A 25044-nucleotide genomic window follows, 5' to 3' on the forward strand; every position below is an offset into this window, starting at 1 on the left:
TGAAAAAATGGCAGACGGCAGAAAATTTTTCCCCACCACGCGCCTGATTCTTGCGGCCCTCCTGGCCGGTGCCGCAGCCGGCGCGCTCGCGGTATATGTCAGCGGCGGGCTTGAAGGCAATAACACAGCGGCCGGAACTGCCGTTGTGGCGGGAGATGACCGCGTATGTGCCGCCAAAACGGAGCGTGCGAAAACCGTTGCCGCTGCCGCGACCGGCCATGTGGCCGCCATGCTGCCGGCCGATCCACCCCAGTCGATGACCGGCCTTGCCTTTAACGATCCCGATGGAAAGCCGGCTACACTTGCCGGCCATGTTGGCAAAACGGTGCTGGTCAATCTGTGGGCGACGTGGTGCGCGCCCTGTCGTGCCGAAATGCCGGCTCTGGACGAGTTGCAGCAGAAAATGGGCGGCGACAATTTCGAGGTGGTCGCGATCAACGTCGATTCCGGAGGAGATGAAAAGCCGAAAGCCTTTCTGGAGGAAATCAAGGTTTCGAGCCTTGCCTATTACAGCGACCATTCCATGGGCGCTTTCAACGAGCTGAAGGCGAAGGGCCTTGCGCTCGGCCTGCCCGTCACCGTGCTGGTCGATGATGAAGGCTGCCTGCTTGCCCATATGAACGGTCCGGCCGAGTGGTCTACGCCAGATGCCGTCAGGTTCATCGAAACCGCTCTGGATGACGTTAAGTAACGCCGGAGTTTTCCACGCTCCTTAACCGGCTTTCATCATATCGACACGCCGCTGTTGTCTGTCTGTCATATTCGCCCCATACTTCCGACCGCGGAACTGAACTCCATTTGGTCAATCATGTATCGGGAGATGAAGATGAAGCTTCTGGGTATTGCAGCAGGTCTTGCAACCGCACTCACCCTCTATTCCTCGGCCTCCGCCATCGCGGCCACCCAGATAAGCTGGTGGCATGCCATGACCGGCGCCAATGCCGAAGTGGTCGACAAGATCGCCAAGGACTTCAACGCCAGCCAGAGCGACTATGAGGTCGTTCCGGTGTTCAAGGGAACCTATCCCGAGACGCTGAATGCCGGCATAGCCGCCTTCCGTGCCGGTCAGGCCCCCGACATCATTCAGGTCTTCGACGTCGGCACCGGCGTCATGATGGCCGCCGAAGGCGCCATCCGCCCGGTCGCCGAAGTGCTGGAAGGCGCCGGCCTCAAATTCGACAAGAGCCAGTATCTGCCGGGCATCGTCGCCTACTACTCGAAGCCCGACGGCACCATGCTGTCCTTCCCCTACAATTCTTCCTCGCCGATCCTCTACTACAACAAGGACGTGTTCGAGAAAGCCGGCCTCGACGTCAACAACCCGCCCAAGACATGGGGCGAGGTTTTCGAAGCGGCGAAGAAGATCAAGACCAGCGGTGCGGCTGCCTGCGGTTACACCTCGACCTGGCTCACCTGGATCCATCTGGAGAATTTCGCCGCCTGGAACAACATTTCCTACGGCACCAATGAGAACGGCCTTGCCGGCGGCGACGTCGAGCTGAAGATCAACGCTCCGCTCTACGTCAACCACTTCCAGTCCATCGCCGATCTGGCCAAGGACGGAACCTTCAAGTATGGCGGCCGCACCTCGGAGGCCAAGCAGCTCTTCCTCGCCGGCGAATGCGGCATTCTCACCGAATCGTCGGGCGGCCTTGGCGACATCGTCAAGTCGGGCATGAACTACGGCATCGGCCAGCTCCCCTATGACGAGGACGGCGCGGGCCCGCAGAACACCACGCCCGGCGGCGCCAGCCTGTGGGTGATGGCCGGCAAGTCGGACGAGCAGTACAAGGGCGTTGCCGCCTTCTTCAACTATCTGTCGCAGACCGACGTGCAGCAGTTCCTGCACGAGCAGTCCGGCTATCTGCCGGTAACGCTGGCGGCCTATGAAGCCACCAAAGGGTCGGACTTCTACGAGAAGAACCCCGGCCGCGAAACGCCGATCCTGCAGATGATGGGCAAGGCGCCGACCGAGAACTCCAAGGGCGTTCGTCTCGCCAACCTGCCGCAGGTGCGCGATATCCAGAACGAGGAGTTCGAGAAGATGCTCGCCGGCCAGCAGACCGCGCAGCAGGCGCTCGACGCTGCCGTCACGCGCGGCAATGCGGCCATCAAGGAAGCCAACGCCAACTAGGCGCTGGTGTCCGGATCAGGGAGGGCCGGCGTCTTGCCGGCCCTCCGTCTTTCCATGGGGTCGCGGCTTTCTGCACGACCATGTCGCCATCATGGCGCAACGTTTTCCCCTTGCCGCCGCAAGTCCCGAATTGCCTGCCATTGCGACGGAAGGGTCCCCCTGCGTGAACCATCTGCTTGAAACCGCCCGGTCTTTCTGCTCCGATGGTTCCGCTTGCGCCGAAAGAAGCCGGAGGAGATGGACATGACGCCACGCGTCGTATTTCCCAACCGTGTCCTGCCCTATCTGCTGCTGGCGCCCCAGCTCGCCATCACGCTGGTCTTTTTCTATCTCCCTGCCGCACAGGCGCTGTACCAGTCTATGCTGCGGGAGGACCCGTTCGGCCTGCGCTCCCGCTTCGTCTGGTTCGCCAATTTCAAAAAGGTTCTGGCCGATCCCGCCTATCTGAACGCGATGCATGTGACGGTGATCTTCTCCGTCGCCACCGCCGTCGTTGCCATGGGCGTGGCCTTGCTGCTGGCGGTGATGGCCGACAAGGTGGTGCGCAGCCGTGGTCTCTACCGCACCCTTTTGATCTGGCCCTATGCGGTGGCGCCGGCCATTGCCGGCATGCTGTTCCTGTTCATGTTCAACCCCTCGATCGGTACGCTGGCCGTGCTCATGCGCAAGGCCGGCATAGCGTGGGATCCGCTGCTCAATTCCACCGACGCCATGGTGCTGGTGGTGACGGCGGCGGCATGGAAGCAGATCAGCTACAATTTCCTGTTCTTTGTCGCCGGCCTTCAGGCGATCCCGAAGAGCCTGATCGAGGCGGCGGCCATCGACGGCGCGCGGGAGGTCAAGCGGTTCTGGACGATCGTGTTTCCGCTGCTGGCGCCCACGACCTTCTTCCTGCTGGTCATCAACACCACCTACGCCTTCTTCGACACGTTCGGCATCATCCATGCCGTCACCGGCGGCGGGCCCGGCAAGTCGACGGAAACGCTGGTCTACAAGGTTTACAATGACGGCTTCGTCAACCTGATCCTCGGCGAATCGGCCGCCCAGTCGGTGATCCTGATGATTATCGTCATCGCGCTCACCGCCATCCAGTTCCGCTATGTGGAGAGGAAGGTGCATTATGGCTGATACAAAGGCACCGGCCAGCGGCAGCGACAAGCTGATGATCGGCCAGTCGTCGTCCGGCATCTGGCTTGCCCACGCCATCCTGATCCTCGGCGTGGTCATCGTCGCCTTTCCGATCTACTACACCTTCGTTGCCTCCACCCATTCGCTGCAGACGATCCTGCGCCCGCCGCTGCCGCTGTTGCCGGGCCCGGAATTCTGGACGAACTATTCGCAGGCGCTGTGGGGCGGCACTCGCCAGATCGGCGGCGTCGGTGTCGGCACCCTGCTCATCAACACCACGGTGATGGCGCTGGGGATTGCCATCGGCAAGATCATCATCTCGATCCTGTCGGCCTATGCGATCGTGTTCTTCCGCTTTCCGTTCCGGATGACCTTCTTCTGGATCATCTTCATCACCCTGATGCTGCCCGTCGAGGTGCGCATCCTGCCGACCTACAAGGTGATGGTCGATCTGGGGCTCATCGACACCTATGCCGGGCTGATCGTGCCGCTGATCGCCTCGGCCACCGCAACGCTGCTGTTCCGGCAGTTCTTCATGACCATTCCGGGCGAACTGGTGGAGGCCGCGCGCGTCGACGGGGCGGGGCCGTGGCGCTTCTTCTTCGACATCCTGCTGCCCCTGTCGCGCACCAACATCGCGGCCCTCTTCGTCATCCTCTTCATCTACGGATGGACGCAATATCTGTGGCCGCTTCTGGTCACCAACAGCAACGACATGAACACCATCGTCATCGCGCTGCGCAAGATGATCTCGTTTGCCGATGCCGATACGCAATGGCATCTCGTCATGGTGACGTCGATCCTTGCCATCATCCCGCCGATCCTGGTGGTGGTGGCCATGCAGCGCTGGTTCGTCAAGGGCCTGGTCGAGTCGGAGAAATAGAACATGGCGACAGTCGATCTCAACGATGTGCGCAAGGTTTATGCGGGCGGCTTCGAGGCGGTGAAGGGCATCTCCATCGCCATTCCCGACAAGGCGCTGTGCGTGCTGGTCGGGCCGTCGGGCTGCGGCAAGTCCACGCTGCTGCGCATGATCGCGGGTCTGGAGACGATCTCGGCCGGCACGATTTCCATCGACGGCAAGGTCGTCAACAGCATCGGCCCGACCGATCGCGACATCGCCATGGTGTTCCAGAACTACGCGCTCTATCCGCATATGAGCGTCTACGACAACATGGCCTACGGCTTGCGCAACCGCGGCACGCCGAAGCCCGAGATCGATGCCCGCGTGCGGGCGACCGCAAAGACGCTCGAACTCGACCAGCTTCTGGATCGCAAGCCGCGCCAGCTTTCCGGCGGCCAGCGCCAGCGCGTCGCCATGGGCCGCGCCATCGTGCGCAATCCCAAGGTGTTCCTGTTCGACGAGCCGCTTTCCAACCTCGACGCCAAGCTGCGTGGCCAGATGCGGGTCGAGATCAAAAACCTGCAGCGCAATCTCGGCGTCACCTCGGTCTATGTCACCCATGACCAGCTCGAAGCCATGACGCTGGCCGACATGCTGGTGGTGATGAATGGCGGTCTGATCGAGCAGGTCGGCGCGCCGATGGATATCTACGAGAAGCCGGCCTCGACCTTCGTTGCCGCCTTCATCGGCGCGCCGCCGATGAATCTGCTGGCGCTGACGCGCGATGCGCAGGGCAGGGCGACGGTCGCTGGCGCAGTCCTCGATGGCGATGTCGCCGACAACGTTGCCATAGTCGGACTCAGGCCCGAGGATGTGGTGATTGCCACCGGCGAGGGTCAGTCGCGGGCCTTCACGCTGCCGGTAACTGTGGAGGCGGTGGAGCCGGTGGGAATGGAAAGTTTCCTGCATTGCGCCGCAGGAGGTGTCCGCATCGTGGTGCGCGTTCCCGGCCGCAGCATGGCCAGTCCGGGAGACCGTCTGGACATAACAGCCGGACGCGACCGGCTGCATTTCTTCGACAAGGACGGCAAGCGGGTCTGAATTTCGCCGCCGCTGCCGTTTTCAGGCATGTTTTCAGGGCGCCGGATGAATTCATCGGGCGCCCTGAATCGCAGTTAAGAAATCAGTTCTTGATGCGGCGGGCGAACTCGGCCAGCGCCTGCTGGTAGATGGTGGCGCGGTTCCAGTCGTTCCAGTGCTTGTAATTGACCTCGCCCGGGCCGTAGCCGCCGCCCGGCTGCCAGCCATGGCCGCGCAGGAAGTTGGCGGTCGAGGCCAGAACGTCGGCGCGCGAGCGGATGAGGTCGCGGCGGCCGTCGCCATCGAAATCGACGGCATATTCCAGATATTTGGACGGCAGGAACTGGGTCTGTCCGAGTTCGCCGAAGCCGGCGCCCCGCATCTGCTCGGCGGAGATGTAGCCTTTCTGGGCAATGATCAGCGCCGAATCGAGCTCGTTGGTGAAGAAGGCCGAGCGGCGGCAGTCATAGGCGAGCGTCGCCAGCGGTCCGAACACGCTCTTGTTGCCTGAATTCGCGCCGAAGCCGGTTTCCATGCCCCAGATGGCGAGCAGTACTTCCGGCTGAACGCCGTATTTCTGTTCGATGCGGCGCAGCAGCGACGCTTCCGACTTCATGTAGCCCTTTGCCTTCTTCACGTAGGAGGCGGGCGCGCGGCGCTGCATGAAATCTTCAAGGCTGCCCCGGAAAGCCTTGTGCTGAGCCCGGTCGATCTTGATCACGCCGGTATCGTACTTCACGCCCTGCATGGGGCGCGTGTCGATGCCGCGTGCCTTGGCATCGGCGGTGTAAGCGCCCACCCAGGCATTGAAGCCGCTGGCGTCATTGCCGCATTTGCCGGCTGCCTGCGCAGCGCCTGCGCTCATCAAAGCAGCTAGCGCTGCCGCGGTAAAAATCCGTACTTTGGCAACAACTGCCATATTGGTCTCCTAAGTGCCTGATTCACGTCCCCGTGCGAATTTGCCAGCCAAACATGAACTTGTCATTGCCATTCCGGTAAACAGCACGTGTGTGGCGGGGTATTGCAGGCGGAAGTCGCTCTAAATGTGGCGGAATGGTGTCGATTGCTTCGAACGGAAGCATTGCCGGCCGCCATATGGTCCGGCAAACTTGACTCTGGCCGGTTTTTCCTGTCTACACCGCAAAATTCTGCGACAAGTCTTCTTTTCGCAAAGCTGACCGGGGCGATGGGCCATTGAAGCCCGCCAGTCGACCCCGGAGGCCAACATCCGGCAGCGCGGTGCGCCCCCGGGTGCTTTTTGGCTTTGCTTTCGTTTGGAGAAGGCGCGAAGCGGCATTACCTTTCGTCCATCCATGGACGGCAGGAAAAGGAAGAGACATGTTTGAATCGCTGCAGGAACGCCTTGGCTCGATCCTGAACGGCCTCACCGGCCGCGGCGCGCTGTCGGAGGCCGATGTTTCGGCTGCCCTGCGCGAGGTCCGCCGCGCCCTGCTGGAGGCCGACGTCGCGCTCGATGTCGTTCGCTCCTTCACCGACAAGGTGCGCGAGAAGGCGGTTGGCGCTGCGGTTCTCAAGTCGATCAAGCCCGGCCAGATGGTCGTCAAGATCGTCCATGACGAGCTGGTTTCCATGCTCGGCGAAGAGGGCGTGCCGATCGACCTCAATGCGCCGGCTCCGGTTGTCATCATGATGGTCGGCCTGCAGGGCTCGGGCAAGACCACCACCACGGCCAAGATCGCGCGCCGTCTGAGCGAGCGTCAGGGCAAGAAGGTGCTGATGGCCTCGCTGGACACGCGCCGTCCGGCCGCGCAGGAACAGCTTCGCCAGCTTGGCGAGCAGACCAGGGTCGCCACGCTGCCGATCATCGCCGGCCAGTCGCCGGTCGAGATCGCCCGCCGCTCCGTGCAGGCGGCGAAGCTCGGCGGCCATGACGTCGTCATCCTCGACACCGCCGGCCGTACCCATATCGACGAGCCTCTGATGGCCGAGATGGCCGAGATCAGGGCGGCTTCCAACCCGCATGAGATCCTGCTGGTCGCCGACTCCCTGACCGGTCAGGACGCCGTCAATCTCGCCCGCAACTTCGACGAGCGCGTCGGCATCACCGGCCTCGTGCTGACCCGCATGGACGGCGACGGCCGCGGCGGCGCGGCCCTTTCGATGCGCGCCGTGACCGGCAAGCCGATCAAGCTGATCGGCACCGGCGAAAAGATGGATGCGCTGGAGGAATTTTACCCCAAGCGCATCGCAGACCGCATTCTGGGCATGGGCGACATCGTTTCGCTCGTGGAAAAGGCTGCCGAGACCATCGACGCGGAAAAAGCCGCGGCGATGGCGAAGAAGATGCAGTCGGGCAAGTTCGACCTGAACGACCTCGCCGATCAGCTTGGCCAGATGCAGAAGATGGGCGGCATGGGCGGCATCATGGGCATGATGCCCGGCATGGGCAAGATGAAGGACCAGATGGCCGCCGCCGGCCTCGACGACAGGATGTTCGGCCGCCAGCTCGCCATCATCTCCTCGATGACGAAGGCCGAGCGCGCCAATCCCGACATTCTCAAGCACAGCCGCAAGAAGCGCATCGCCGCCGGTTCCGGCACCGATGCAGCCGAGATCAACAAGCTGCTCAAGATGCATCGCGGCATGGCCGACATGATGAAAGCCATGGGCGGCAAGGGCAAGGGCGGCGGCATGATGCGCGGCCTCATGGGCGGTCTGGCTTCGAAAATGGGCATGGGCGGTCTCGGCGGCATGATGGGCGGCGGCCCCATGGGAGGCATGCCGGACCTGTCGAAGATGGATCCCAAACAGCTTGAGGCGCTGAAGAAGCAGGCGGAAGCCGCCGGCCTCGGCAAAGGTCTTCCCGGTGCCCTTCCGGGCGGCTTGCCCGGCGGTCTGCCAGGTCTGGGCGGCGGCGGGCTTCCGGGCCTTCCCGGCGGCATGAAGCTGCCCGGCCTCGGCGCTCCGGGCAAGAAGAAGTGAGGGGACGATGAGCGAAGACAAGAACATCGATGAAGCGCGCCGGCTGCTTGCCGGCTACCGCTCCTCGATCGACAATATCGATGCTGCTCTCATCCATATGCTGGCCGAACGCTTTCGCTGCACGCAGGCGGTGGGTGTTCTCAAGGCAACGCATGGCCTTCCGCCAGCCGATCCGGCGCGCGAGGCCCAGCAGATCGAGCGTTTGCGGCGGCTCGCCAACGACGCCCATCTCGACCCCGACTTTGCGGAGAAGTTCCTGAACTTCGTCATCCGCGAGGTCATCCGCCATCACGAGCATATCGCCGCCAACGGTGGCACCCCCCAACCCGGCTGATTTCCGGCCGGTTCATACACAAAGACCAAGACATCAGAGCTTTAGGAGAAAGAAAATGGCACTGAAGATCCGACTGGCCCGCGCGGGCTCCAAGAAGCGTCCTTACTACCACATCGTCATCGCCGACGTGCGCAGCCCGCGCGACGGCCGCTTCATCGAGACGGTGGGCGCCTGGAACCCGATGCTGCCGAAGGACGGCGACCGCGTGAAGGTTGATGCCGACCGCGTCAAGCATTGGCTCGACAACGGCGCCCTGCCGACCGACCGCGTGGCCCGCTTCCTCGATCAGGCCGGCATCGCCAAGCGCGACGCCCGCTCGAACCCGACCAAGGGCCTGCCCGGCAAGAAGGCACAGGAGCGCGAGGCTCTGGTCAAGAAGGCGCAGGAAGAGGCTGCCGCCGCTCTTGCCGCCGCATCCGCCCCGGCCGAAGCCAGTGCCGAGTAAGCCAAAGCTTACGCTTTAGGTAAAAAGCCCGCGCCGGTTCACGGCGCGGCCTTTTTTCATGGTTCCGGTGCAGCTGCTGACGATCAGTAGCCGTTGTTGTAACGGCGACCATAATAACGGTCGTCATAGCGGTTGCGGCTGTAGCGATCGTCATAGCGATAGCGGTTGTCGTAGCGGCCGGAATTATAGCGGTCGTCATAGCCGCGCGGGCATTGCGCGGTGTAGACGCGGCCATATCCGTCGCGATAGCGGCAGCGGTTCGGCTCATTGGCGGAACCGATCAGCGCGCCGGCCACAGCTCCGATTGCGCCACCCACCAGCGCGCCCTCGGCGCGGTTATGCCGGGAGGCAACGGCCGATCCGATCGCCGCGCCGCTAAGGCCGCCGATGGTCGCGCCCTGCTCGGTCTGGGAACATGCGGCAAGCGGCACCAGCAGCGCCATAAGCACGATAATCTTTTTCATTGTCTCAACCTTTCGCGGACAATCACGTCTCTTACCACTTCCCATAACGACCGGCGGGATTCGATCCGGGATGATGAGGGGATTCATGGCAGCCGGCTGATGAATGGTGGCTGAATGCGATCTGACGGATGCGATTCTGCCCTTCACAGGCCCTCGAAAGGTTGACAGAGCCAAGTGTCGTCGTTTATGAGCCTGTCACAACTTCGGCGCGCTTCTGGCGCGCTTTTCAGTTACGCCCGCAAAGGGCCAAATTGACGGGCAAGACAATGAAGATCAAGAACTCGCTCAAGGCGCTGAAGGCACGTCACCGCGACAACCGCCTGGTTCGCCGCAAGGGCCGCATCTACATCATCAACAAGACCGATCCGCGCTACAAGGCCCGTCAGGGCTGAGCATGGACGTATCCCGGCGGGCATGATCGTGCCTGTCCGGTTTCGCCGCTCACGCGAATTTCAGTTTGACGAAGCGCATGAAGGGGATAGGCTTCCTTTCATGCGCTTCGTCGTTCTGTCCGCGATAATCTTTCTGTCGGCCGCAGCCCCGGGCCTTGTGGCGGCCGAGGATTTTCCTCATCCGGCTTCCGCCGATCAGGTGGTTGAGACCAGCGCGCAGAAGCTGGACAGGCTGCTTGGTGAGCTGAAGCGCGAGGGCAATCCGAAAGCGGCCGATCGCATCGCCCGCCGCATCCAGCAGGAGTGGTCGCAGTCGGGCAGCGCCTCCGTCGATCTGATGATGCAATGGGCGCAGAAGGCAGCCGCCTCCGGCAAATATGATGTCGCGCTCGACTTCCTCGATCTGGTGGTGACCTTGCAGCCCGACTATGCCGAGGGCTGGAACCGCCGCGCCACCGTCCATTATGCGATGAAGAGCTACGCCAAATCGATGGCCGACATAAACCGGGCTCTGGCGCTGGAGCCCCGTCACTACGGTGCGATTTCCGGCCTTGCGCGCATCATGACGGATACAGAGCGCAAGGAGGCTGCCGTGGACGCCTGGCAGCGCGTGCTCGACATCTATCCGGCCCTGCGCTCGGCGCAGGAGCGCCTGTCCACGCTATCCGAGGAACTTGCAGGCCGCAGCGCCTAGACCATTTTGCACCCAGATGGAACCATCTGGCGTCGCATAAATGCAGCTAAAACAAAGAGATAGGGCATTTCTGCGATTCAGAGAAAAGCAGAAATGCTCCAAGAGAGGCAGGCAGGTCTTTTGACGAAACTTCGTGCCGGGCGCGTGCTTGCAGGCGCCCGGCTGAAACAAGGCTCGAAACGCGGTGGCTTATTTGTCGGAGCCAGCCGGTCCCGAAGTTTCGCCTATGCTGGCGATCCGCAGCATGTTGGTGGCGCCCGAGGTGCCGAGCGGCACACCGGCGGTCACGATGATGCGGTCGCCATCAGTGCCAAAACCCTCCTGCCTGGTGATGCGGCAGGCGCGGTCGACCATGTCATCGAGATTGGTGGCATCCTCGGTGACCACGCAGTGCGTCCCCCATGCCAGCGACAGACGCCGTGCCGTCGCAAGGATTGGTGAAAGGGCGATGATCGGAACTTTAGGGCGCTCGCGCGCGGCGCGCAGGCCGGTAGCGCCCGAGGCGGTGTAGCTGACGATGGCCGCCAGTTCGAGCGTCTCGGCGATCTCTCGCGCCGCATAGGAAATCGCGTCCGGGCCGGTCGGCTCCGGCGCGGAGCGCTGGGCGTTGATGATGGCCGGATAGGTGGGGTCCTTCTCCACCCGTTCCGCGATGCGGTTCATGGTGGCGACGGCCTCGACCGGATAGGCGCCGGCAGCCGACTCGGCCGACAGCATGATGGCGTCAGCACCCTCAAACACGGCGGTTGCCACGTCGGACACCTCCGCGCGGGTGGGAACCGGTGCCGAGATCATCGATTCCAGCATTTGAGTGGCCACGACAACCGGCTTGCCGGCCTTGCGGGCGGCGCGGGTGATCTGCTTCTGGATGCCGGGAACCGCTTCGGGCGGCATTTCCACGCCGAGATCGCCGCGCGCCACCATAAGCGCATCGCTCAGCTCCATGATCTCGGAAAGCCGCGTAACGGCCTGTGGCTTTTCGATCTTCGACAGAAGCAGCGCCCTGCCATCGGCGATCTGACGCGCTTCGATCAGGTCTTCGGGACGCTGGATGAAGGAAAGCGCGATCCAGTCGACGCCGGCCTCGAGCGCTGCATCGAGATCGGCGCGGTCCTTCTCGGTCAGCGCGCCAACCGGCAGGTCGGTGTCCGGCAGCGACACGCCCTTGCGGTCGGAAATCGAGGTGCCGGCCACCACCACGCATTCGATGGAGCGGCCGTCGCATTTTACTGCCTTCAGCTCCAGCTTGCCATCATCGATCAGCAGGCGATGGCCGGGTTCGACCGACTTGAGAATTTCGGGATGCGGAAGATAGACGCGCGTGGCATCGCCGGCTTCGGTGTTGTCGTCCAGCGTGAAGGCCTGGCCAACGGTAAGTGTTTCCTTACCATTTGCAAAGCGGCCGACGCGCAGCTTGGGCCCCTGCAGGTCTGCCAGAATGCCGATGGGGCGGCCCAGCTCCGCCTCGACGGCACGGATGCGGCCAATCAGCGTGCGCATCAGATCGTGATCGGCGTGGCTCATATTGATGCGGAAAACATCCGCGCCCGCTTCAAACAGTTTTTTCAGTGTCGCCTGTTCAGAGGAAGCAGGGCCGATCGTTGCGAGTATCTTTACCTTGCGGCTGCGTCTCATTGACCATTCGTTCCCGGGGCCGGCGGCCCGTCAGCTGTCGGCTGCTCGGTCAGCTGGACCATCCAGCTCGACTGCTCGCCAGTGTCGTATTCCTGAAAGCCGGCCCGCTGGAAGCCCCGTGCCACACAGTCGGTCACGCCTGCTATCTTGAACTCTTTTTCCGCCACGCACATGTTGACCGGACCGTCCCAGCGGCCACCGCGTTCAGCATCTTCTGCGTAGAGATAATAAAACCGTGATGACAGAGGCCCCTCGATCAGCGTCTTGCAGCTCGATGCCTCGATGTGCCACCAGCCTTCGGTGATCCAGCCCGCCTTGGCGCGATAGCCGATGCCGACCCCGACCAGGCTCTGCGTGGCGTTGCAGACCCGGAAATCGGCATGGGCAGGCGCCGCGTGCACCATCAGGGCAACGAACGGCAATGCTGCCAGCAGCGCTTTTTTTCCTGCGCCGGAACGGACCTTGTTCATTCCCCTCGGCATCGATCTCTTCATGTGGTTGGTCCCTTTTCGGCAAAGTCCGGGCGCATGTCAACGCGCCCGGACCTGAAAATCCAATCGATTTAAATATTGCGGACGCGGCGATCTGGCGGCTGCGGCGGATTTCTGACAAAAACCTTGTCCAAACCACGGCATTGCATGGATGCCCTCTTCATGGGATGAAACTATCATCCAGCCGGGAACGAAAAACGGACCTTTCCTTCCAGTCATGACCCGATCCACAGTTTTCGCCCCTTTCGATCTGGTCGAAGGCGATGCCAGCCGCGGCATTCTTCTGGTTTGCGACCATGCAAGGCGCGATCTGCCGCAGGAATATGGCACGCTCGGCCTGCCGCATGAGGAATTCGAGCGCCACATTGCCTACGACATCGGCGTCGAGACGGTGACGCGTGAACTCGCGGCCCTGCTTGGCGCGCCGGCGGTGCTGGCCGGTTTCTCGCGCCTGCTGATCGATCCCAACCGCGGCGAGGACGATCCCACCCTGATCCGCCAGCTTTACGACGGCACCATCATCACCGGCAACTATCCGCTTTCCGCAACCGAGCGCCAGCGCCGGCTCGACATGTTCTACCGTCCTTATCACGACGCCGTTTCGGCAGCGACTGCATCAGTGGCCGCGAGATCGGGACGCGCCCCTTTCCTGTTTTCGGTTCACTCGTTCACGCCGGTGATGCAGGGGATGATCCGGCCATGGCATGTCGGCGTGTTGTGGGACAGCGACGATCGCGTGGCGCGGCCGCTGATAGACGCTTTGGGGGAAGACCCCTCGCTCGTCGTCGGCGACAACGAGCCTTATGACGGAGCCCTCCGCGGCGACACCATGTTCCGCCATGCCATCGTCAACGGCTATCCGCATGCGCTGATCGAGATCCGGCAGGACCTGATCGCGACGCCCGCCATGGCGGCCGGCTGGGCGCAGCGCCTTGCTCCCGTGGTTGAAGCGATCAATCGTCGCCCCGATATACATCAGGTGCGCCATTTCGGCTCGCGCACCGGACCCGTCTGAACGAGGAGGAACAGCCATGACGCAGATCGACGAGAACAGGCAGCGCGACTTCGAGGCGGCCGCCTTCCGCCGTCTGCTCCAGCATCTGCGCGAGCGCACGGACGTGCAGAACATCGACCTGATGAACCTCGCCGGCTTCTGCCGCAACTGCCTTGCCAACTGGTACCGCGAGGCGGCCGAGGCCGGGGGAACGGCTTTGTCAAAGGAAGAGTCGCGCGAGATCGTCTATGGCATGCCCTATGAAGAGTGGCGCGCGCGCTATCAGCTTGAAGCTTCCGACCAGCAGAAAACGGCTTTTGAGCAGAACAGGCCCGCAGATCACTGAAATGCAACTCCGGACGGAGGCTGAAAGTGTCCATTCCAACCACGAAACTGCCCTGTGGCGAGAGCGTGCCGGTCTTCGGTCTCGGCACATGGATGATGGGCGATCACAAAGCCAGCTTCGCCGATGAGGTGGCGGCGTTGCAACTGGGGCTCGACCTTGGTGTCACGCTGATCGACACGGCCGAAATGTATGCCGATGCCGAACTGGTTGTCGGCGAGGCCGTGAAAGGGCGTCGCGACGACCTCTTCATCGTTTCCAAGGTGCTGCCTTCCAATGCCTCGCGGGCCGGAACCATTGCTGCATGCGAGCGCAGCCTCAAACGCCTCGGCACCGACCGCATCGACCTGTACCTGCTGCACTGGCGCGGTGGCGTGCGGCTGGCTGAAACGGTGGCGGCCTTCGAGGAACTGAAAGCGGCCGGAAAAATCCGCCACTGGGGCGTGTCCAACTTCGACACCAGCGACATGGAAGAACTCTCCGGCCTGCCGTCCGGCGCGAACTGTCAGGCCAATCAGGTTCTCTACAATCTCAGCCGGCGCGGCATCGAGTTCGATCTTCTGCCATGGAGCCGGCAGCGCAGCATGCCGGTCATGGCCTATTCGCCGATCGAGCAGGGTGCGCTGGCGGACAATCGCGCGGTTGCAGCCGTGGCTGCCCGCCACGCTGCGACCCCGGCGCAGATTGCGCTGGCATGGGTGATGCGCGCCGGCGGCGTCATCGCCATTCCAAAGGCGGTGAAGCCGGACCATGTGCGCCAGAATGTTGCGGCGCTGGACATTACCCTGACCGCGGAAGACCTTGCCGAGCTCGACCGCGCCTTCGCGCCACCCGCCCGCAAGCGTCCGCTGGAAATGATCTGAAAGCCGGCCCCTGTGATTTGGCCTGCGGGCTTCAGCCCGGCAGGGTCACGACCACCGGGCCGGAACGGGTCGCCACGATGGTGTGCTCATACTGCACGGTCGGCGCGCGGGGCTCGCTGTAGAGCGTCCAGTCGTCGTCTTCGCCGTTCTCCGCCCATTCCGCCCCGAGGGACAGGAAGGGCTCGACGGTGAAGACGAGGCCGTCATTGATGATCCGGCGCTCCGAGCGGTCAGGCCATGTGGCGATGGATTCGGGCTCTTCATGCAGGGAGCGGCCGACGCCGTGGCTGGCGAGGTTGCGCACCAGCGTGTAGCGGTTCTTCTGCGCGAAGGCGCCGATTGCCTTGCCGATGCCGGAAAGCGGCTTGTCTGCGCCCACCTGCGCGATGCCGGCCCACATGGCGCGCTTGCCGTCGCGGCACAGCCGGTCGATGTTGCGCGCCACCGGCGGCACGGTGAAGGAGGCGCCGGTATCGGCGAAGAAGCCGTTCTTTTCCGCCGACACGTCGATATTGACGAGGTCACCCTTGCCAATGCGGCGGTTGCCCGGAATGCCGTGGGCGATTTCCTCGTTGACGCTGATGCATGTCGCGCCGGGAAAGCTGTAGGTGACTTCAGGACCGGAGCGTGCGCCCGCCTGCTCCAGCAGCTTGCGGCCGAGCTGATCCAGTTCCGCAGTGGTGATGCCGGGTTCGAGAGCCGCACCCATGGCCTTGAGCGTATCGGCAACGATACGCCCGATCTCCTTCAGCGCATCGAACTCGTCTTCGTTTGAAATGGTCATGCGCCTGCGGCCTTCCGTCAATCGATACCCGCACATAGGGCTCGTGCGTTCTGGCGGCAAGCCTCATCGGGCTTCGCGCGCGGCGTTGGCCAGCAGCGTAGCGGCCGCATCGCCGGCGCTTTCGATATAGGCGACGTCATGATGGACGAGCATGGTCGAGAAGGCGCCATCCATGAGAAGCACGATCTGCCGGGCCAGAGGGTCGGCACCGGAAAGCCCTTCGGCGGCGATGATTTTGGCCAGCCACGCCTCCACCCGCTTCTTGTGCGTGCCTGCCGCCTTCACCGCCGGATGGCCCGGCGTGTCGACCAGTTCGGCTGCGATGCGCAGGAACCCGCATCCCTTCCAGCGGCGATGCTGCGCCGCCGTGGCAATGCCGGTGAAAATCGCCCGTATTCGCGCCGGCAGCGACCCTTGCGCCGCTTCGAAATAGCCGGCGAAGGCGTCAAGATTGGGCTGGTCGCGGGAGGCGAGATAGGCCGCGACGAGGTCGTCCTTGCTGCGGAAATGATAATAGAGCGTCTTCTTGGTGATGCCGGCCTTTTCCGCGACGGCGTCGACGCTCACCGCGCGGATGCCCTTGCCGTAGAACAGGCTGTTGGCCGCCTTTACGATCCTGTCGCGCGTCGCGTCACTGCTGCTGCGGGCCATTCTTAGTATACCGACTAGTGAGTTTAGATGAGATCGAGCGGATGCTAGCCCTGCTGGCGCAGACATGCAACGGCACGGAGAACCTCATGACCAGGCAGACAGTTCTGTTCGAGCGGCGCGGCAAGGTCGCCCTGCTTACCCTCAACCGCCCCGAAAAGCTCAACGCACTGAACTACGCCACCAATGACCGCCTTCTGCATCTTATGGACGAGATCGAGACCGATGACGGCATCGGCGCGGTCATCCTGACCGGGGCCGGGCGTGCCTTCTCGGCCGGCGGCGACATCTACGAGTTTGCGCAGAGTGTACGCGAAGGGGTCGATGTCGCGGTGCGGGAATTCGTGCGGCGGGGGCAGGCGATGACCAGCCGTCTCGAGGCATTTCCGAAGCCGGTCATTGCGGCGGTTAACGGCATCGCCTATGGCGGCGGCTGCGAGATCACCGAATCCGTGCATCTGGCCATCGCCAGCGAGCGGGCGGTTTTCGCCAAGCCGGAAATCAACATCGGCATTCCGCCGACCTTTGGCGGCACGCAGCGCCTGCCCCGTCTGGCCGGCCGCAAGCGGGCGCTGGAATATCTGCTCACCGGCGACAGCTTCACGCCGGAGCGGGCGCGGGAGATCGGCATCGTCAACAGCGTGGTCGCGCATGACGATCTCATGGATGCCGCCTTCGATCTGGCCGCCCGCATCCTGCGTCACTCGCCGCTGGCTTCGGCACGCATCCTCACGGCCGTGACGCGCGGCCTCAACGCCACCATCGGCGAGGGCTTGCAGATCGAAAGCGAGCAGTTTGCCCGCATGGCCGCCACATCCGACATCCATGAAGGACTGGATGCGTGGATCGGACGTCGTACGCCAGTCTACACCGGCAGCTAAAGCTTTCAGGCGCTCGCCAGTCCCTTCAGCCGGTAGAGCGCTTCCAGCGCCTCGCGCGGCGTCATCTCGTCGGGGTGCATCGCTTCCAGCGCTTGCGAAAGCGCGTCGGAGCGCGGGGCGGGTTTGGTCGTCTCGCGCTTTACGGCGGCCGAAAACAGCGGCAGGTCGTCGATCAGACGCTCTGCCTTGCCGGAAACCTCGCCGGCCTCGAGCTGGTGCAGCACCTCGCGGGCACGAGCCACCACGGCTTCCGGCAGCCCGGCGAGACGGGCGACCTGCACGCCATAGCTGCGGTCGGCGGCACCCTTGCCCACCTCGTGCAGGAAGACGACGTCGCCCTCCCATTCCTTCACCCGCATGGTGACGTTGTGCAGGCGGGAAAGTTTCTCCGCCAGTGCCGTCATCTCGTGGAAATGGGTGGCGAAGACCGCCCGGCAACGGTTCTGCTCATGCAGATATTCCACCGCCGCCCAGGCGATGGAGAGGCCGTCGAAAGTGGCGGTGCCGCGCCCGATCTCGTCGAGGATGACCAGCGAGCGCTCGCCGGCCTGATTGAGGATGGCCGCCGTTTCCACCATCTCGACCATGAAGGTCGAACGTCCGCGCGCCAGATCGTCGGATGCGCCGACGCGGGAGAACAGCCGGTCGACGACGCCGATATGCGCCTTCGTGGCCGGCACGAATGAGCCGGTCTGGGCGAGAATGGCGATTAGCGCATTCTGGCGCAGGAAGGTCGATTTACCGCCCATGTTCGGCCCGGTCAGCAGCCAGATCGCGCCGTGCGTGCCGTCGCCTTCGGGCGAAAGGTTGCAGTCATTGGCCACGAACGGGCCTTCGCCGAGGCGGCGCAACGCCTGCTCGACCACGGGGTGGCGGCCGCCCTCGATTTCGAAGGCGAGGCTTGCATCGACCTGCGGCCGGCACCAGCCTTCGCGCTCCGCCAGCAGCGCCAGCGCCGCCGAGACGTCGAGCACGGCAAGCGCTTCCGCGCCGGCGCGGATGGTTTGCGCCTCGGCCACCGCTTCCTTCACCAGCGCCTCGAACACGGCAAGCTCGATGGTCAGTGCACGGGCCGCGGCATTGGCGATCCTGCTCTCCAGCCCCGCAAGCTCGGTGGTGGTGAAGCGCATGGCGTTGGCCATGGTCTGGCGGTGGATGAAGCGGGCCTTGGCCTGGTCCGTGCCATTCATCACCGCCTGATGGTTGGCCGTCACCTCGATATAGTAGCCGAGCACATTGTTGTGCCGGATTTTCAGCGAACGGATGCCGGTTTCCTCGGCCAGATCGCGCTCCATGGCGGCGATCACGCGCCGGGATTCGTCGCGCAGCGCCCGCATCTCGTCGAGTTCGGCATCGTAGCCGGCGCGCACGAAGCCGCCGTCGCGTTTGATCAACGGCAATTCATCGCTCAGCGCCAGTTGCAGATGCTGCGCCAGCTCCGAGGGCAGGGCGGCGATGGCGCGTAAAGCGTCTCCGATCTCATCCGGCACCTTGGTGCCGGCGAATATGTCGGCGATTGCGGAAGCCGCCGCCAGACCCGACCGCAACGCGCCGAGATCGCGCGGGCCGCCGCGGTTGAGCGCCAGCCGCGACAGGGCGCGCGGCATGTCCGCCACGCCCTTCAATGCCGCCCGCAGCGCTTCGCCAGGGCGCGGTTCGGACCGGAAGAAGGAAACCGAATCGAGGCGCGCCGCGATCGCTGCCGGATCGGTCAGCGGGGCCGTCAGCCGATCGGCGAGAAGGCGCGCGCCGCCGCCGGTGATGGTGCGGTCGATGGCCTTGAACAGAGAGCCCTCGCGATGGCCCGAAAGCGTGCGCAAAAGCTCCAGATTGGCGCGCGTCGCCGGGTCGATGAACAGCGTCGCGCCGCTTTCCTCGCGCTCGGGCCGCGACAGCGGAGGCCGCTCCGCCTTCTGGGTCTTCTCGACATAGGCGATGATGCCGGAAATGGCCGACAGCTCGGCGCGGCCGAAGGTGCCGAAACTGTCCGGCGTCGCCACCTCGAAGAAGCGGGCGATACGGGCGGGCGCCGAGGTGGAATCGAACAGGCTGGAAGGCTGCGGATTGGCAACGCGCCCCAGCACGTCGAAGACGGGTTTCAGCTCCGGATCGTAAAACACCGGCTCGGCTACGATCAGTTCGCGCGGATCGACGCGCAATATGTCAGCCAGCAGCCGGTCATGCGTGGTTTCCGCGACCCGGAAGGCGCCGGTGGAAATGTCGATCCAGGCAAGCGCATGAGCCTGGTCCGCCGCACCCTTCACTCGCCCGAGCGCCATCAGGAAATTCGATTCGGCCGGCGCCAGCAGTTTATCTTCAGTAATCGTGCCGGGCGTCACCAGCCGGATCACGTCGCGCCGCACCACGGATTTGGAGCCGCGCTTCTTCGCCTCCGCCGGGTCCTCGATCTGCTCGCACACGGCGACGCGGAAGCCGAGCGCGATCAGCTTCTGCAGATAGTCGTCGGCGGCATGCACCGGCACGCCGCACATGGGAATGTCCTGCCCCTGATGCTTGCCGCGCCTGGTCAGGACGATGCCGAGCGCCTGCGCCGCCTTTTCCGCGTCGTCGAAGAACAGTTCGTAGAAATCGCCCATGCGATAGAACAGCAGCGAATCAGGGTTCGCCGACTTGATCTCGATATATTGCTCCATCATCGGCGTTGCGCCGGCCGTTGCCAGCGCGGGCATCGGCGTAGCACCGGCTGCTGCCGGCACGGCTTGTGTCACGCTGTCGGGACGCACGGGCATGTCGTGGTTCAAGAAACTGTTTCCAAAATTTCTATATGCATTGGCTTGGCGCTTTACGGCGGGGAAGTGTAGCCTTAATTGCGCAAACTCCACAAAAACAAGTCGCGGCGGGAGCAACAGCCGCATCGGTGAGGAAACCTTTAGCACATGCCCAGCATAAACGAGAACGCGAGCCCCTCAGTCAGCCCCGAGGAGGCGCTGGAATTCCACGCGCGCGGCCGTCCGGGCAAGCTGGAAATCATGCCGACCAAGCCGATGGCGACGCAGCGCGACCTGTCGCTCGCCTATTCGCCGGGCGTCGCCGTTCCGGTGAAGGCGATCGCCGAAGATCCTTCGCGCGCCTTCGATTACACCGCCCGCGGCAACATGGTGGCGGTGATTTCCAACGGCACCGCCATTCTGGGTCTCGGCAATCTCGGCGCGCTGGCCTCCAAGCCGGTGATGGAAGGCAAGGCGGTGCTGTTCAAGCGTTTCGCCGATGTCGATTCCATCGATCTGGAAATCGACACCGAGGATGCCGACGCCTTCATCAACAGCGTGCGCTATCTCGGCCCCTCCTTTGGTGGCATCAATCTGGAGGACATCAAGGCGCCGGAATGCTTCATCATCGAGCAGCGCCTGCGCGAGCTCATGGACATTCCCGTCTTCCATGACGACCAGCACGGCACCGCCATCATCTCCGCCGCCGGCCTGATCAACGCACTGGAGATCACCGGCCGCGACATGAAGACGACGAAGCTCGTCTGCAACGGTGCCGGTTCCGCCGGCATCGCCTGCATCGAACTGATCAAGGCGATGGGCTTCGCGCCGGAAAACGTCATCCTGTGCGACACCAAGGGCGTCGTCTATCAGGGCCGTCAGGAAGGCATGAACCAGTGGAAGTCCGCGCACGCTGTAAAGACGGATGCGCGCACGCTGGCCGAGGCCATGGACGGTGCCGACGTCTTCTTCGGCCTCTCGGCCAAGGGCGCTCTGACGCCGGCCATGGTGGAATCGATGGCGAAGAACCCCATCATCTTCGCGATGGCCAACCCGGACCCGGAGATCACCCCGCAGGAAGTGGCCGACATCCGCACCGACGCCATCATGGCGACCGGCCGTTCGGATTACCCGAACCAGGTCAACAATGTGCTCGGCTTCCCCTACATCTTCCGCGGCGCGCTGGACGTGCAGGCGACCACGATCAACGAGGAGATGAAGATCGCCGCCGCCTATGCGCTGGCCGATCTGGCCAGAAAGGACGTGCCCGACGACGTGGCCGCGGCCTATCAGGGCAACCGGCCGAAATTCGGTCCCAACTACATCATCCCGGTGCCGTTCGATCCGCGCCTGATCTCCGCCATACCGCTGGCGGTGGCCAAGGCCGCGATGGAAACCGGGGTGGCGCGCCGTCCCATCGTCAACCTCGACCGCTACGCGCAGGAGCTTTCCGCCCGCCGCGATCCGATCGCGTCCACCCTGCAGCGCATCTACGACCGCGTGCGCCGCCAGCCCAAGCGCATCGTCTTCGCCGAAGGTGAGGAAGAGCAGGTCATGCGCGCCGCCGTCTCCTACGTCAACCAGGGGCTGGGCACCGCGATCCTGCTGGGCCGCGACGACATCATCAAGGAAAATGCCCGCAATGCCGGCATCGACCTCAACAAGCCCAACATCGAGATCATCAATGCGCGCCTGTCGCGCCGCAACGCGGTCTACGCCGATTATCTCTATGAGCGCATGCAGAGGAAGGGCCACCTGTTCCGCGATTGCCAGCGCCTCATCAACAACGACCGCAACCATTTCGCCGCCTGCATGGTGGCGCTGGGCGACGCCGACGGCATCGTCACCGGCGTCACCCGCAACTATTCGACGGCGCTGGAAGATGTGCGCCGGGTCATCGACGCAAAGCCCGGCCATTGCGTCATCGGTGCCTCGATCGTGCTGTCGCGCGGCCGCACGGTGATCGTCGCCGATACCGCCGTGCATGACATGCCGAATGCGCAGCAGATCGCCGACATTGCCGAGGAAGCGGCCAATTTCGCGCGGCGCATGGGTTATGAGCCGCGCGTCGCCATGCTCGCCTATTCTACCTTCGGTCATCCGCAGGGCGAGCGGTCGGAGCGCATCCAGGAGGCGGTCAAGCTTCTCGACAAGCGCCGCGTCGATTTCGAGTATGACGGTGAAATGGCGGCCGATGTGGCCCTCAACCCCGCCGCCATGCAGCAATACCCCTTCATGCGCCTGACCGCGCCGGCGAACGTGCTGGTCATGCCGGCCTTCCACTCGGCTTCCATCGCCACCAAGATGCTGCAGGAACTGGGCGGCTCGACCGTTATCGGCCCCCTGCTCGTCGGCCTCAACAAGCCGGTGCAGATCGTGCCGCTGAATGCCAAGGACAGCGACATCGTCAACATGGCGGCGATCGCAGCCTTCTCCGCCGGAAGCTGATTTTCTTCAGGGCGGCCGTGATTGCGCGGCCGTCCTGCCTCGGGAGAAATGCCCGGGCGTGAAGAAATTATTTTCTCACAAGTTTTATAAGTGAGAAATAATTTCTATTATCTCTGATTTTGCCAAAAATTCATCCGGTGAACGCAGAAGCACTCCATTGTAAATTCCGGCCAATCCCGTATTGGCATGCCGGGACCCGATCCGGCACGCCTGAAAGAAGGTCCGGACATGTCTTCCTCCACCCCATCCGTTTCGCGTTCCCCGCGCGAACCCAAACCGCTTTATGCGTCCTTCGGCGTCCAGGTGCTTGTCGCCATGGTGGTCGGCCTTGCGTTTGGCTATGTCGCCCGCCAGATGGGCCCCGATGCCGCCGGCAACGCCAACTGGCTGACGGTGACGCTGTCGACCATCGGCTCGTCCTTCGTCTCCCTGCTCAGGGCGCTGGTTCCGGTGCTCGTCTTCACCGCCATCGTCGCGTCGATCGCCAATCTGCGTGAACTGAACAACGCTGCCCGGCTGGTCTGGCAGACGCTCATCTGGTTCGCCATCACCGCGCTGATCGCCGTGGTCATCGGCATCGCGCTCGGCCTCATCCTCCAGCCCGGCCTGCACACCGCCGTGACCGAAAGTGCGGCGCGCGCGCCGTCCTCGACGGGGAGCTGGCTGGACTTCCTGAAGGGCCTCATCCCCTCCAACATCCTCGGCCTTTCGGCATCGACCAGAGTGACCGATGGCGGCGCTTCGACCAGCCTCAGCTTCAACGTGCTGCAGATACTGGTGATCTCGATCGCCGTCGGCGTGGCGGCCCTGCGCGTCGGCCCGGCCGCCGATGCTTTCCTCGCCTTCAACCGCTCCTTCCTGAAGGTCGTCCACAAGCTGCTGTGGTGGGTCATCCGCCTCACGCCCATCGGCACCATCGGCCTGCTCGGCAATGCAGTCGCCGTCTATGGCTGGGATGCGCTGGCGCAGCTCGGCTGGTATTCGGCAGCCATCTATATCGGCCTCGCGCTGGTGCTGTTCGTGGTCTATCCGGTGCTGCTCGGCGCCAACGGGCTCAATCCGCTGCGCTTCTTCCAGGGCGCGTGGCCGGCGATCCAGCTTGCCTTTGTGTCGCGCTCGTCCATCGGCACCCTGCCGCTGACCGAACAGGTGACGGAGAACAATCTCGGCGTGCCGCGCGAATATGCGGCCTTCGCCGTGCCGCTCGGCGCCACCACCAAGATGGACGGCTGTGCCTCGATCTATCCGGCGATCTCGGCCATCTTCGTGGCCCAGTTCTTCGGCATCGATCTCGGCATTCAGGACTATCTGCTGATCGTCTTCGTCTCCGTCATCGGCTCCGCCGCCACCGCCGGTCTCACCGGCGCCACGGTGATGCTGACGCTGACATTGTCGACGCTCGGCCTGCCGCTGGAAGGTGTGGGCCTCCTGCTGGCGGTCGACCCGATCCTCGACATGGGCCGCACGGCCGTGAATGTGGCCGGACAGGCGCTGGTGCCGACCATCGTCGCCAAGCGTCAGGGCATTCTCGATCAGGCCGCTTATGATCGCGGCGAGATCGTCGAGCCCGACAGCAGCCCGGCAGCAGCACCCGCTGAATAAAGCCTCTCATTCAGAAAAAAGCCGGGATGGTGTTGAGCCGTCCCGGCTTTTTATTGTGCTGAGGACTGCGGTGCGGGGTCAGAAGAGGTTCTTGAGTTCATCCAGCCGGTCGTTGACCAGCCAGCCATAGTAGTTCTCCTGCGGCAGCTTGGGAGACTGGCCTGCCGCGGCGCGCCGGGCATTTTCAGCCCGCAGCGCCTGCGCCCGGCTCTCGGGATCGCCGATATTGTAGAGAGTGGAGGTGATGCCGGGATTCTGGGAAATGTCGAAGCCTGCGATGCGCTTGTAGGCATCGATGGAATTGCGCACGACCGCCGCCACATAGGGCAGGGTCAGATCCGGATCCATGATGGTCTTGTAGACCTGGTTGGGGTCGCGCACATCCAGCTTCGGCAGGCCGGAGACGCGGTTCACCATGTCGCTCATCTGCAGTGCGGTCAGCGGGTTGAGCTGGCCGAGGCCGAAGGTCTGTCCGGCATAGAGCGGTTGGAAGAAGGTGGCTCCGAAGCGGTCGTTCGGGAAGCTCTTGCCGCCGACCGTCTTGCCGCGGAACGATCTGTTCCACACCCGCTCGCGGCATTGCCACAGCGTATCGCTATCGGTCTTGCCATCGCAGGCGTCGAACTCGGGCCGCTGCACGAAGTCGGAAACGTCCTCGCCCTTGTAGGAGAAGGTCAGGCGGTTGGAGAGATAGGAAATCGCCTTGACGTAATAGGTTTGCAGCCGGTCATAGGCGTCGACATTGTAGGTGTGCTCGCCGACGATAGCGCCGACCACATGGATGGGCTCGATGCCATAGGCCGCCGACACCTGCTTTATCTTGGCTCGCAGGGCGGCATCGTTCTTCAGCAGCGCATAAATCTTGCGGTACTTGGCCTGAAAGGTGGTGCTCGTCGCCTGCGTTCGCCGGCTCGACGCGCCGGGAATGGGCGGCTGTTCGACCGAACGGTTGCCCGCGGGCACCAGCGTGGCGGCCTTCACAGGCAGGACGACGGCGGCCGCCAACAGAGCGATTGCGACGGGTATGAATTTTTTCATGCGTGCTGCCTGAGGATGGATGCCGCACAAACTATGAAAACAGGGCGTCCAAGTCGAGGCCGTATGCGCGCTGACAGCACAGACGAGGCGTTGCGTTGCATAAATGTGGCAATCAGCGGAGTGGGGAAGG

23 protein-coding genes and 1 pseudogene are annotated in these 25044 nt (G+C 63.5%); 16 read left to right on the top strand and 8 right to left on the bottom strand.

The window, feature by feature from the left end; all coding sequences use genetic code 11:
* Positions 1 to 7: 7 nt before the first annotated feature.
* The 5 genes from MIC97_RS11890 (at position 8) to MIC97_RS11910 (ending at position 5207) form a co-directional block, all read left to right on the top strand.
* On the top strand, positions 8 to 691 hold the full coding sequence (locus MIC97_RS11890; RefSeq protein ID WP_239800196.1) for a TlpA disulfide reductase family protein: 684 nt from the start codon (positions 8 to 10) through the stop codon (positions 689 to 691).
* Between the two features lie 135 nt (positions 692 to 826).
* Positions 827 to 2134 carry a sn-glycerol-3-phosphate ABC transporter substrate-binding protein UgpB gene (ugpB, locus tag MIC97_RS11895; RefSeq protein ID WP_183826333.1) on the top strand — a complete coding sequence of 436 codons (1308 nt, stop codon included), beginning with the start codon at positions 827 to 829 and terminating at the stop codon, positions 2132 to 2134.
* Between the two features lie 243 nt (positions 2135 to 2377).
* The gene (gene ugpA / locus MIC97_RS11900; RefSeq protein ID WP_239800197.1) at positions 2378 to 3262 is read left to right on the top strand and encodes a sn-glycerol-3-phosphate ABC transporter permease UgpA; all 885 of its coding nucleotides are present in this window, start codon (positions 2378 to 2380) and stop codon (positions 3260 to 3262) included.
* A 34-nt stretch (positions 3263 to 3296) separates the two neighbouring features.
* A complete protein-coding gene (gene ugpE, locus MIC97_RS11905; protein WP_239801113.1) occupies positions 3297 to 4145 on the top strand; it encodes a sn-glycerol-3-phosphate ABC transporter permease UgpE in 849 nt (282 codons plus the stop codon).
* A 3-nt stretch (positions 4146 to 4148) separates the two neighbouring features.
* Positions 4149 to 5207 (top strand): sn-glycerol-3-phosphate import ATP-binding protein UgpC, encoded by a 1059-nt coding sequence (locus MIC97_RS11910; RefSeq protein WP_239800198.1) that lies wholly within the window; start codon positions 4149 to 4151, stop codon positions 5205 to 5207.
* A gap of 82 nt (positions 5208 to 5289) precedes the next feature.
* Here MIC97_RS11910 and MIC97_RS11915 read toward each other — a convergent pair whose 3' ends face one another.
* Positions 5290 to 6105 (bottom strand): lytic murein transglycosylase, encoded by an 816-nt coding sequence (locus tag MIC97_RS11915; RefSeq protein WP_239800199.1) that lies wholly within the window; start codon positions 6103 to 6105, stop codon positions 5290 to 5292.
* A 419-nt stretch (positions 6106 to 6524) separates the two neighbouring features.
* On the opposite strand from MIC97_RS11915, the gene ffh reads away from it, so the two are divergent.
* The 3 genes from ffh to rpsP are packed head-to-tail and all read left to right on the top strand — an operon-like array spanning position 6525 to position 8908.
* Entirely contained in the window at positions 6525 to 8129 is a 1605-nt protein-coding gene (ffh, locus tag MIC97_RS11920) for a signal recognition particle protein (protein WP_239800200.1), read from the top strand.
* 7 nt (positions 8130 to 8136) lie between these two features.
* Entirely contained in the window at positions 8137 to 8463 is a 327-nt protein-coding gene (locus MIC97_RS11925) for a chorismate mutase (protein ID WP_239800201.1), read from the top strand.
* A 55-nt stretch (positions 8464 to 8518) separates the two neighbouring features.
* A complete protein-coding gene (rpsP, locus tag MIC97_RS11930) occupies positions 8519 to 8908 on the top strand; it encodes a 30S ribosomal protein S16 (protein WP_239800202.1) in 390 nt (129 codons plus the stop codon).
* A 197-nt stretch (positions 8909 to 9105) separates the two neighbouring features.
* On the opposite strand, the pseudogene MIC97_RS11935 reads toward rpsP, so the two are convergent.
* Positions 9106 to 9372, bottom strand: a pseudogene (locus MIC97_RS11935) (glycine zipper domain-containing protein); the annotation flags it as partial.
* 266 nt (positions 9373 to 9638) lie between these two features.
* On the opposite strand from MIC97_RS11935, the gene ykgO reads away from it, so the two are divergent.
* Entirely contained in the window at positions 9639 to 9764 is a 126-nt protein-coding gene (gene ykgO, locus MIC97_RS11940; RefSeq protein ID WP_035022199.1) for a type B 50S ribosomal protein L36, read from the top strand.
* A 100-nt stretch (positions 9765 to 9864) separates the two neighbouring features.
* Positions 9865 to 10458: a hypothetical protein gene (locus MIC97_RS11945; protein WP_239800203.1), complete on the top strand. Its 594-nt coding sequence runs from the start codon at positions 9865 to 9867 to the stop codon at positions 10456 to 10458.
* A gap of 189 nt (positions 10459 to 10647) precedes the next feature.
* Here the strand turns inward: MIC97_RS11945 and pyk are convergent, their stop codons facing one another.
* Positions 10648 to 12093, bottom strand: a complete 1446-nt coding sequence (gene pyk, locus MIC97_RS11950) for a pyruvate kinase (RefSeq protein WP_239800204.1) — start codon at positions 12091 to 12093, stop codon at positions 10648 to 10650.
* Complete coding sequence (locus tag MIC97_RS11955; RefSeq protein ID WP_239801114.1) at positions 12090 to 12497, bottom strand: DUF1036 domain-containing protein; 408 nt, start codon at positions 12495 to 12497, stop codon at positions 12090 to 12092. The genes pyk and MIC97_RS11955 overlap by 4 nt, the downstream gene beginning before the upstream one ends.
* A gap of 304 nt (positions 12498 to 12801) precedes the next feature.
* Between MIC97_RS11955 and MIC97_RS11960 the strand changes: the two genes are divergently transcribed.
* The 3 genes from MIC97_RS11960 to MIC97_RS11970 are packed head-to-tail and all read left to right on the top strand — an operon-like array spanning position 12802 to position 14784.
* The gene (locus MIC97_RS11960; RefSeq protein ID WP_239800205.1) at positions 12802 to 13599 is read left to right on the top strand and encodes an N-formylglutamate amidohydrolase; all 798 of its coding nucleotides are present in this window, start codon (positions 12802 to 12804) and stop codon (positions 13597 to 13599) included.
* A gap of 16 nt (positions 13600 to 13615) precedes the next feature.
* The gene (locus MIC97_RS11965) at positions 13616 to 13924 is read left to right on the top strand and encodes a DUF1244 domain-containing protein (RefSeq protein ID WP_239800206.1); all 309 of its coding nucleotides are present in this window, start codon (positions 13616 to 13618) and stop codon (positions 13922 to 13924) included.
* Between the two features lie 20 nt (positions 13925 to 13944).
* Positions 13945 to 14784 carry an aldo/keto reductase gene (locus tag MIC97_RS11970; protein WP_275592447.1) on the top strand — a complete coding sequence of 280 codons (840 nt, stop codon included), beginning with the start codon at positions 13945 to 13947 and terminating at the stop codon, positions 14782 to 14784.
* A gap of 31 nt (positions 14785 to 14815) precedes the next feature.
* Here MIC97_RS11970 and map read toward each other — a convergent pair whose 3' ends face one another.
* Complete coding sequence (gene map / locus MIC97_RS11975) at positions 14816 to 15568, bottom strand: type I methionyl aminopeptidase (protein ID WP_239800207.1); 753 nt, start codon at positions 15566 to 15568, stop codon at positions 14816 to 14818.
* A gap of 63 nt (positions 15569 to 15631) precedes the next feature.
* Complete coding sequence (locus tag MIC97_RS11980) at positions 15632 to 16219, bottom strand: TetR/AcrR family transcriptional regulator (protein ID WP_239800208.1); 588 nt, start codon at positions 16217 to 16219, stop codon at positions 15632 to 15634.
* Positions 16220 to 16305: 86 nt separating this feature from the next.
* Between MIC97_RS11980 and MIC97_RS11985 the strand changes: the two genes are divergently transcribed.
* On the top strand, positions 16306 to 17097 hold the full coding sequence (locus MIC97_RS11985; RefSeq protein ID WP_239800209.1) for a crotonase/enoyl-CoA hydratase family protein: 792 nt from the start codon (positions 16306 to 16308) through the stop codon (positions 17095 to 17097).
* Between the two features lie 5 nt (positions 17098 to 17102).
* Here the strand turns inward: MIC97_RS11985 and mutS are convergent, their stop codons facing one another.
* Positions 17103 to 19847 (bottom strand): DNA mismatch repair protein MutS, encoded by a 2745-nt coding sequence (mutS, locus tag MIC97_RS11990; protein ID WP_239801116.1) that lies wholly within the window; start codon positions 19845 to 19847, stop codon positions 17103 to 17105.
* A gap of 147 nt (positions 19848 to 19994) precedes the next feature.
* Here mutS and MIC97_RS11995 point away from each other — a divergent pair, with 147 nt between their 5' ends.
* Both MIC97_RS11995 and MIC97_RS12000 read left to right on the top strand, forming a co-directional pair.
* Positions 19995 to 22274 carry an NADP-dependent malic enzyme gene (locus MIC97_RS11995; protein ID WP_239800210.1) on the top strand — a complete coding sequence of 760 codons (2280 nt, stop codon included), beginning with the start codon at positions 19995 to 19997 and terminating at the stop codon, positions 22272 to 22274.
* Between the two features lie 228 nt (positions 22275 to 22502).
* Positions 22503 to 23876 carry a dicarboxylate/amino acid:cation symporter gene (locus MIC97_RS12000; protein ID WP_239800211.1) on the top strand — a complete coding sequence of 458 codons (1374 nt, stop codon included), beginning with the start codon at positions 22503 to 22505 and terminating at the stop codon, positions 23874 to 23876.
* A 78-nt stretch (positions 23877 to 23954) separates the two neighbouring features.
* Here MIC97_RS12000 and MIC97_RS12005 read toward each other — a convergent pair whose 3' ends face one another.
* On the bottom strand, positions 23955 to 24914 hold the full coding sequence (locus tag MIC97_RS12005; protein ID WP_239800212.1) for a DUF1402 family protein: 960 nt from the start codon (positions 24912 to 24914) through the stop codon (positions 23955 to 23957).
* Between the last annotated feature and the right edge of the window lie 130 nt (positions 24915 to 25044).

It is taken from the genome of Aquamicrobium sp. NLF2-7 (assembly GCF_022359935.1).
Lineage (GTDB): Bacteria > Pseudomonadota > Alphaproteobacteria > Rhizobiales > Rhizobiaceae > Mesorhizobium > Mesorhizobium lusatiense.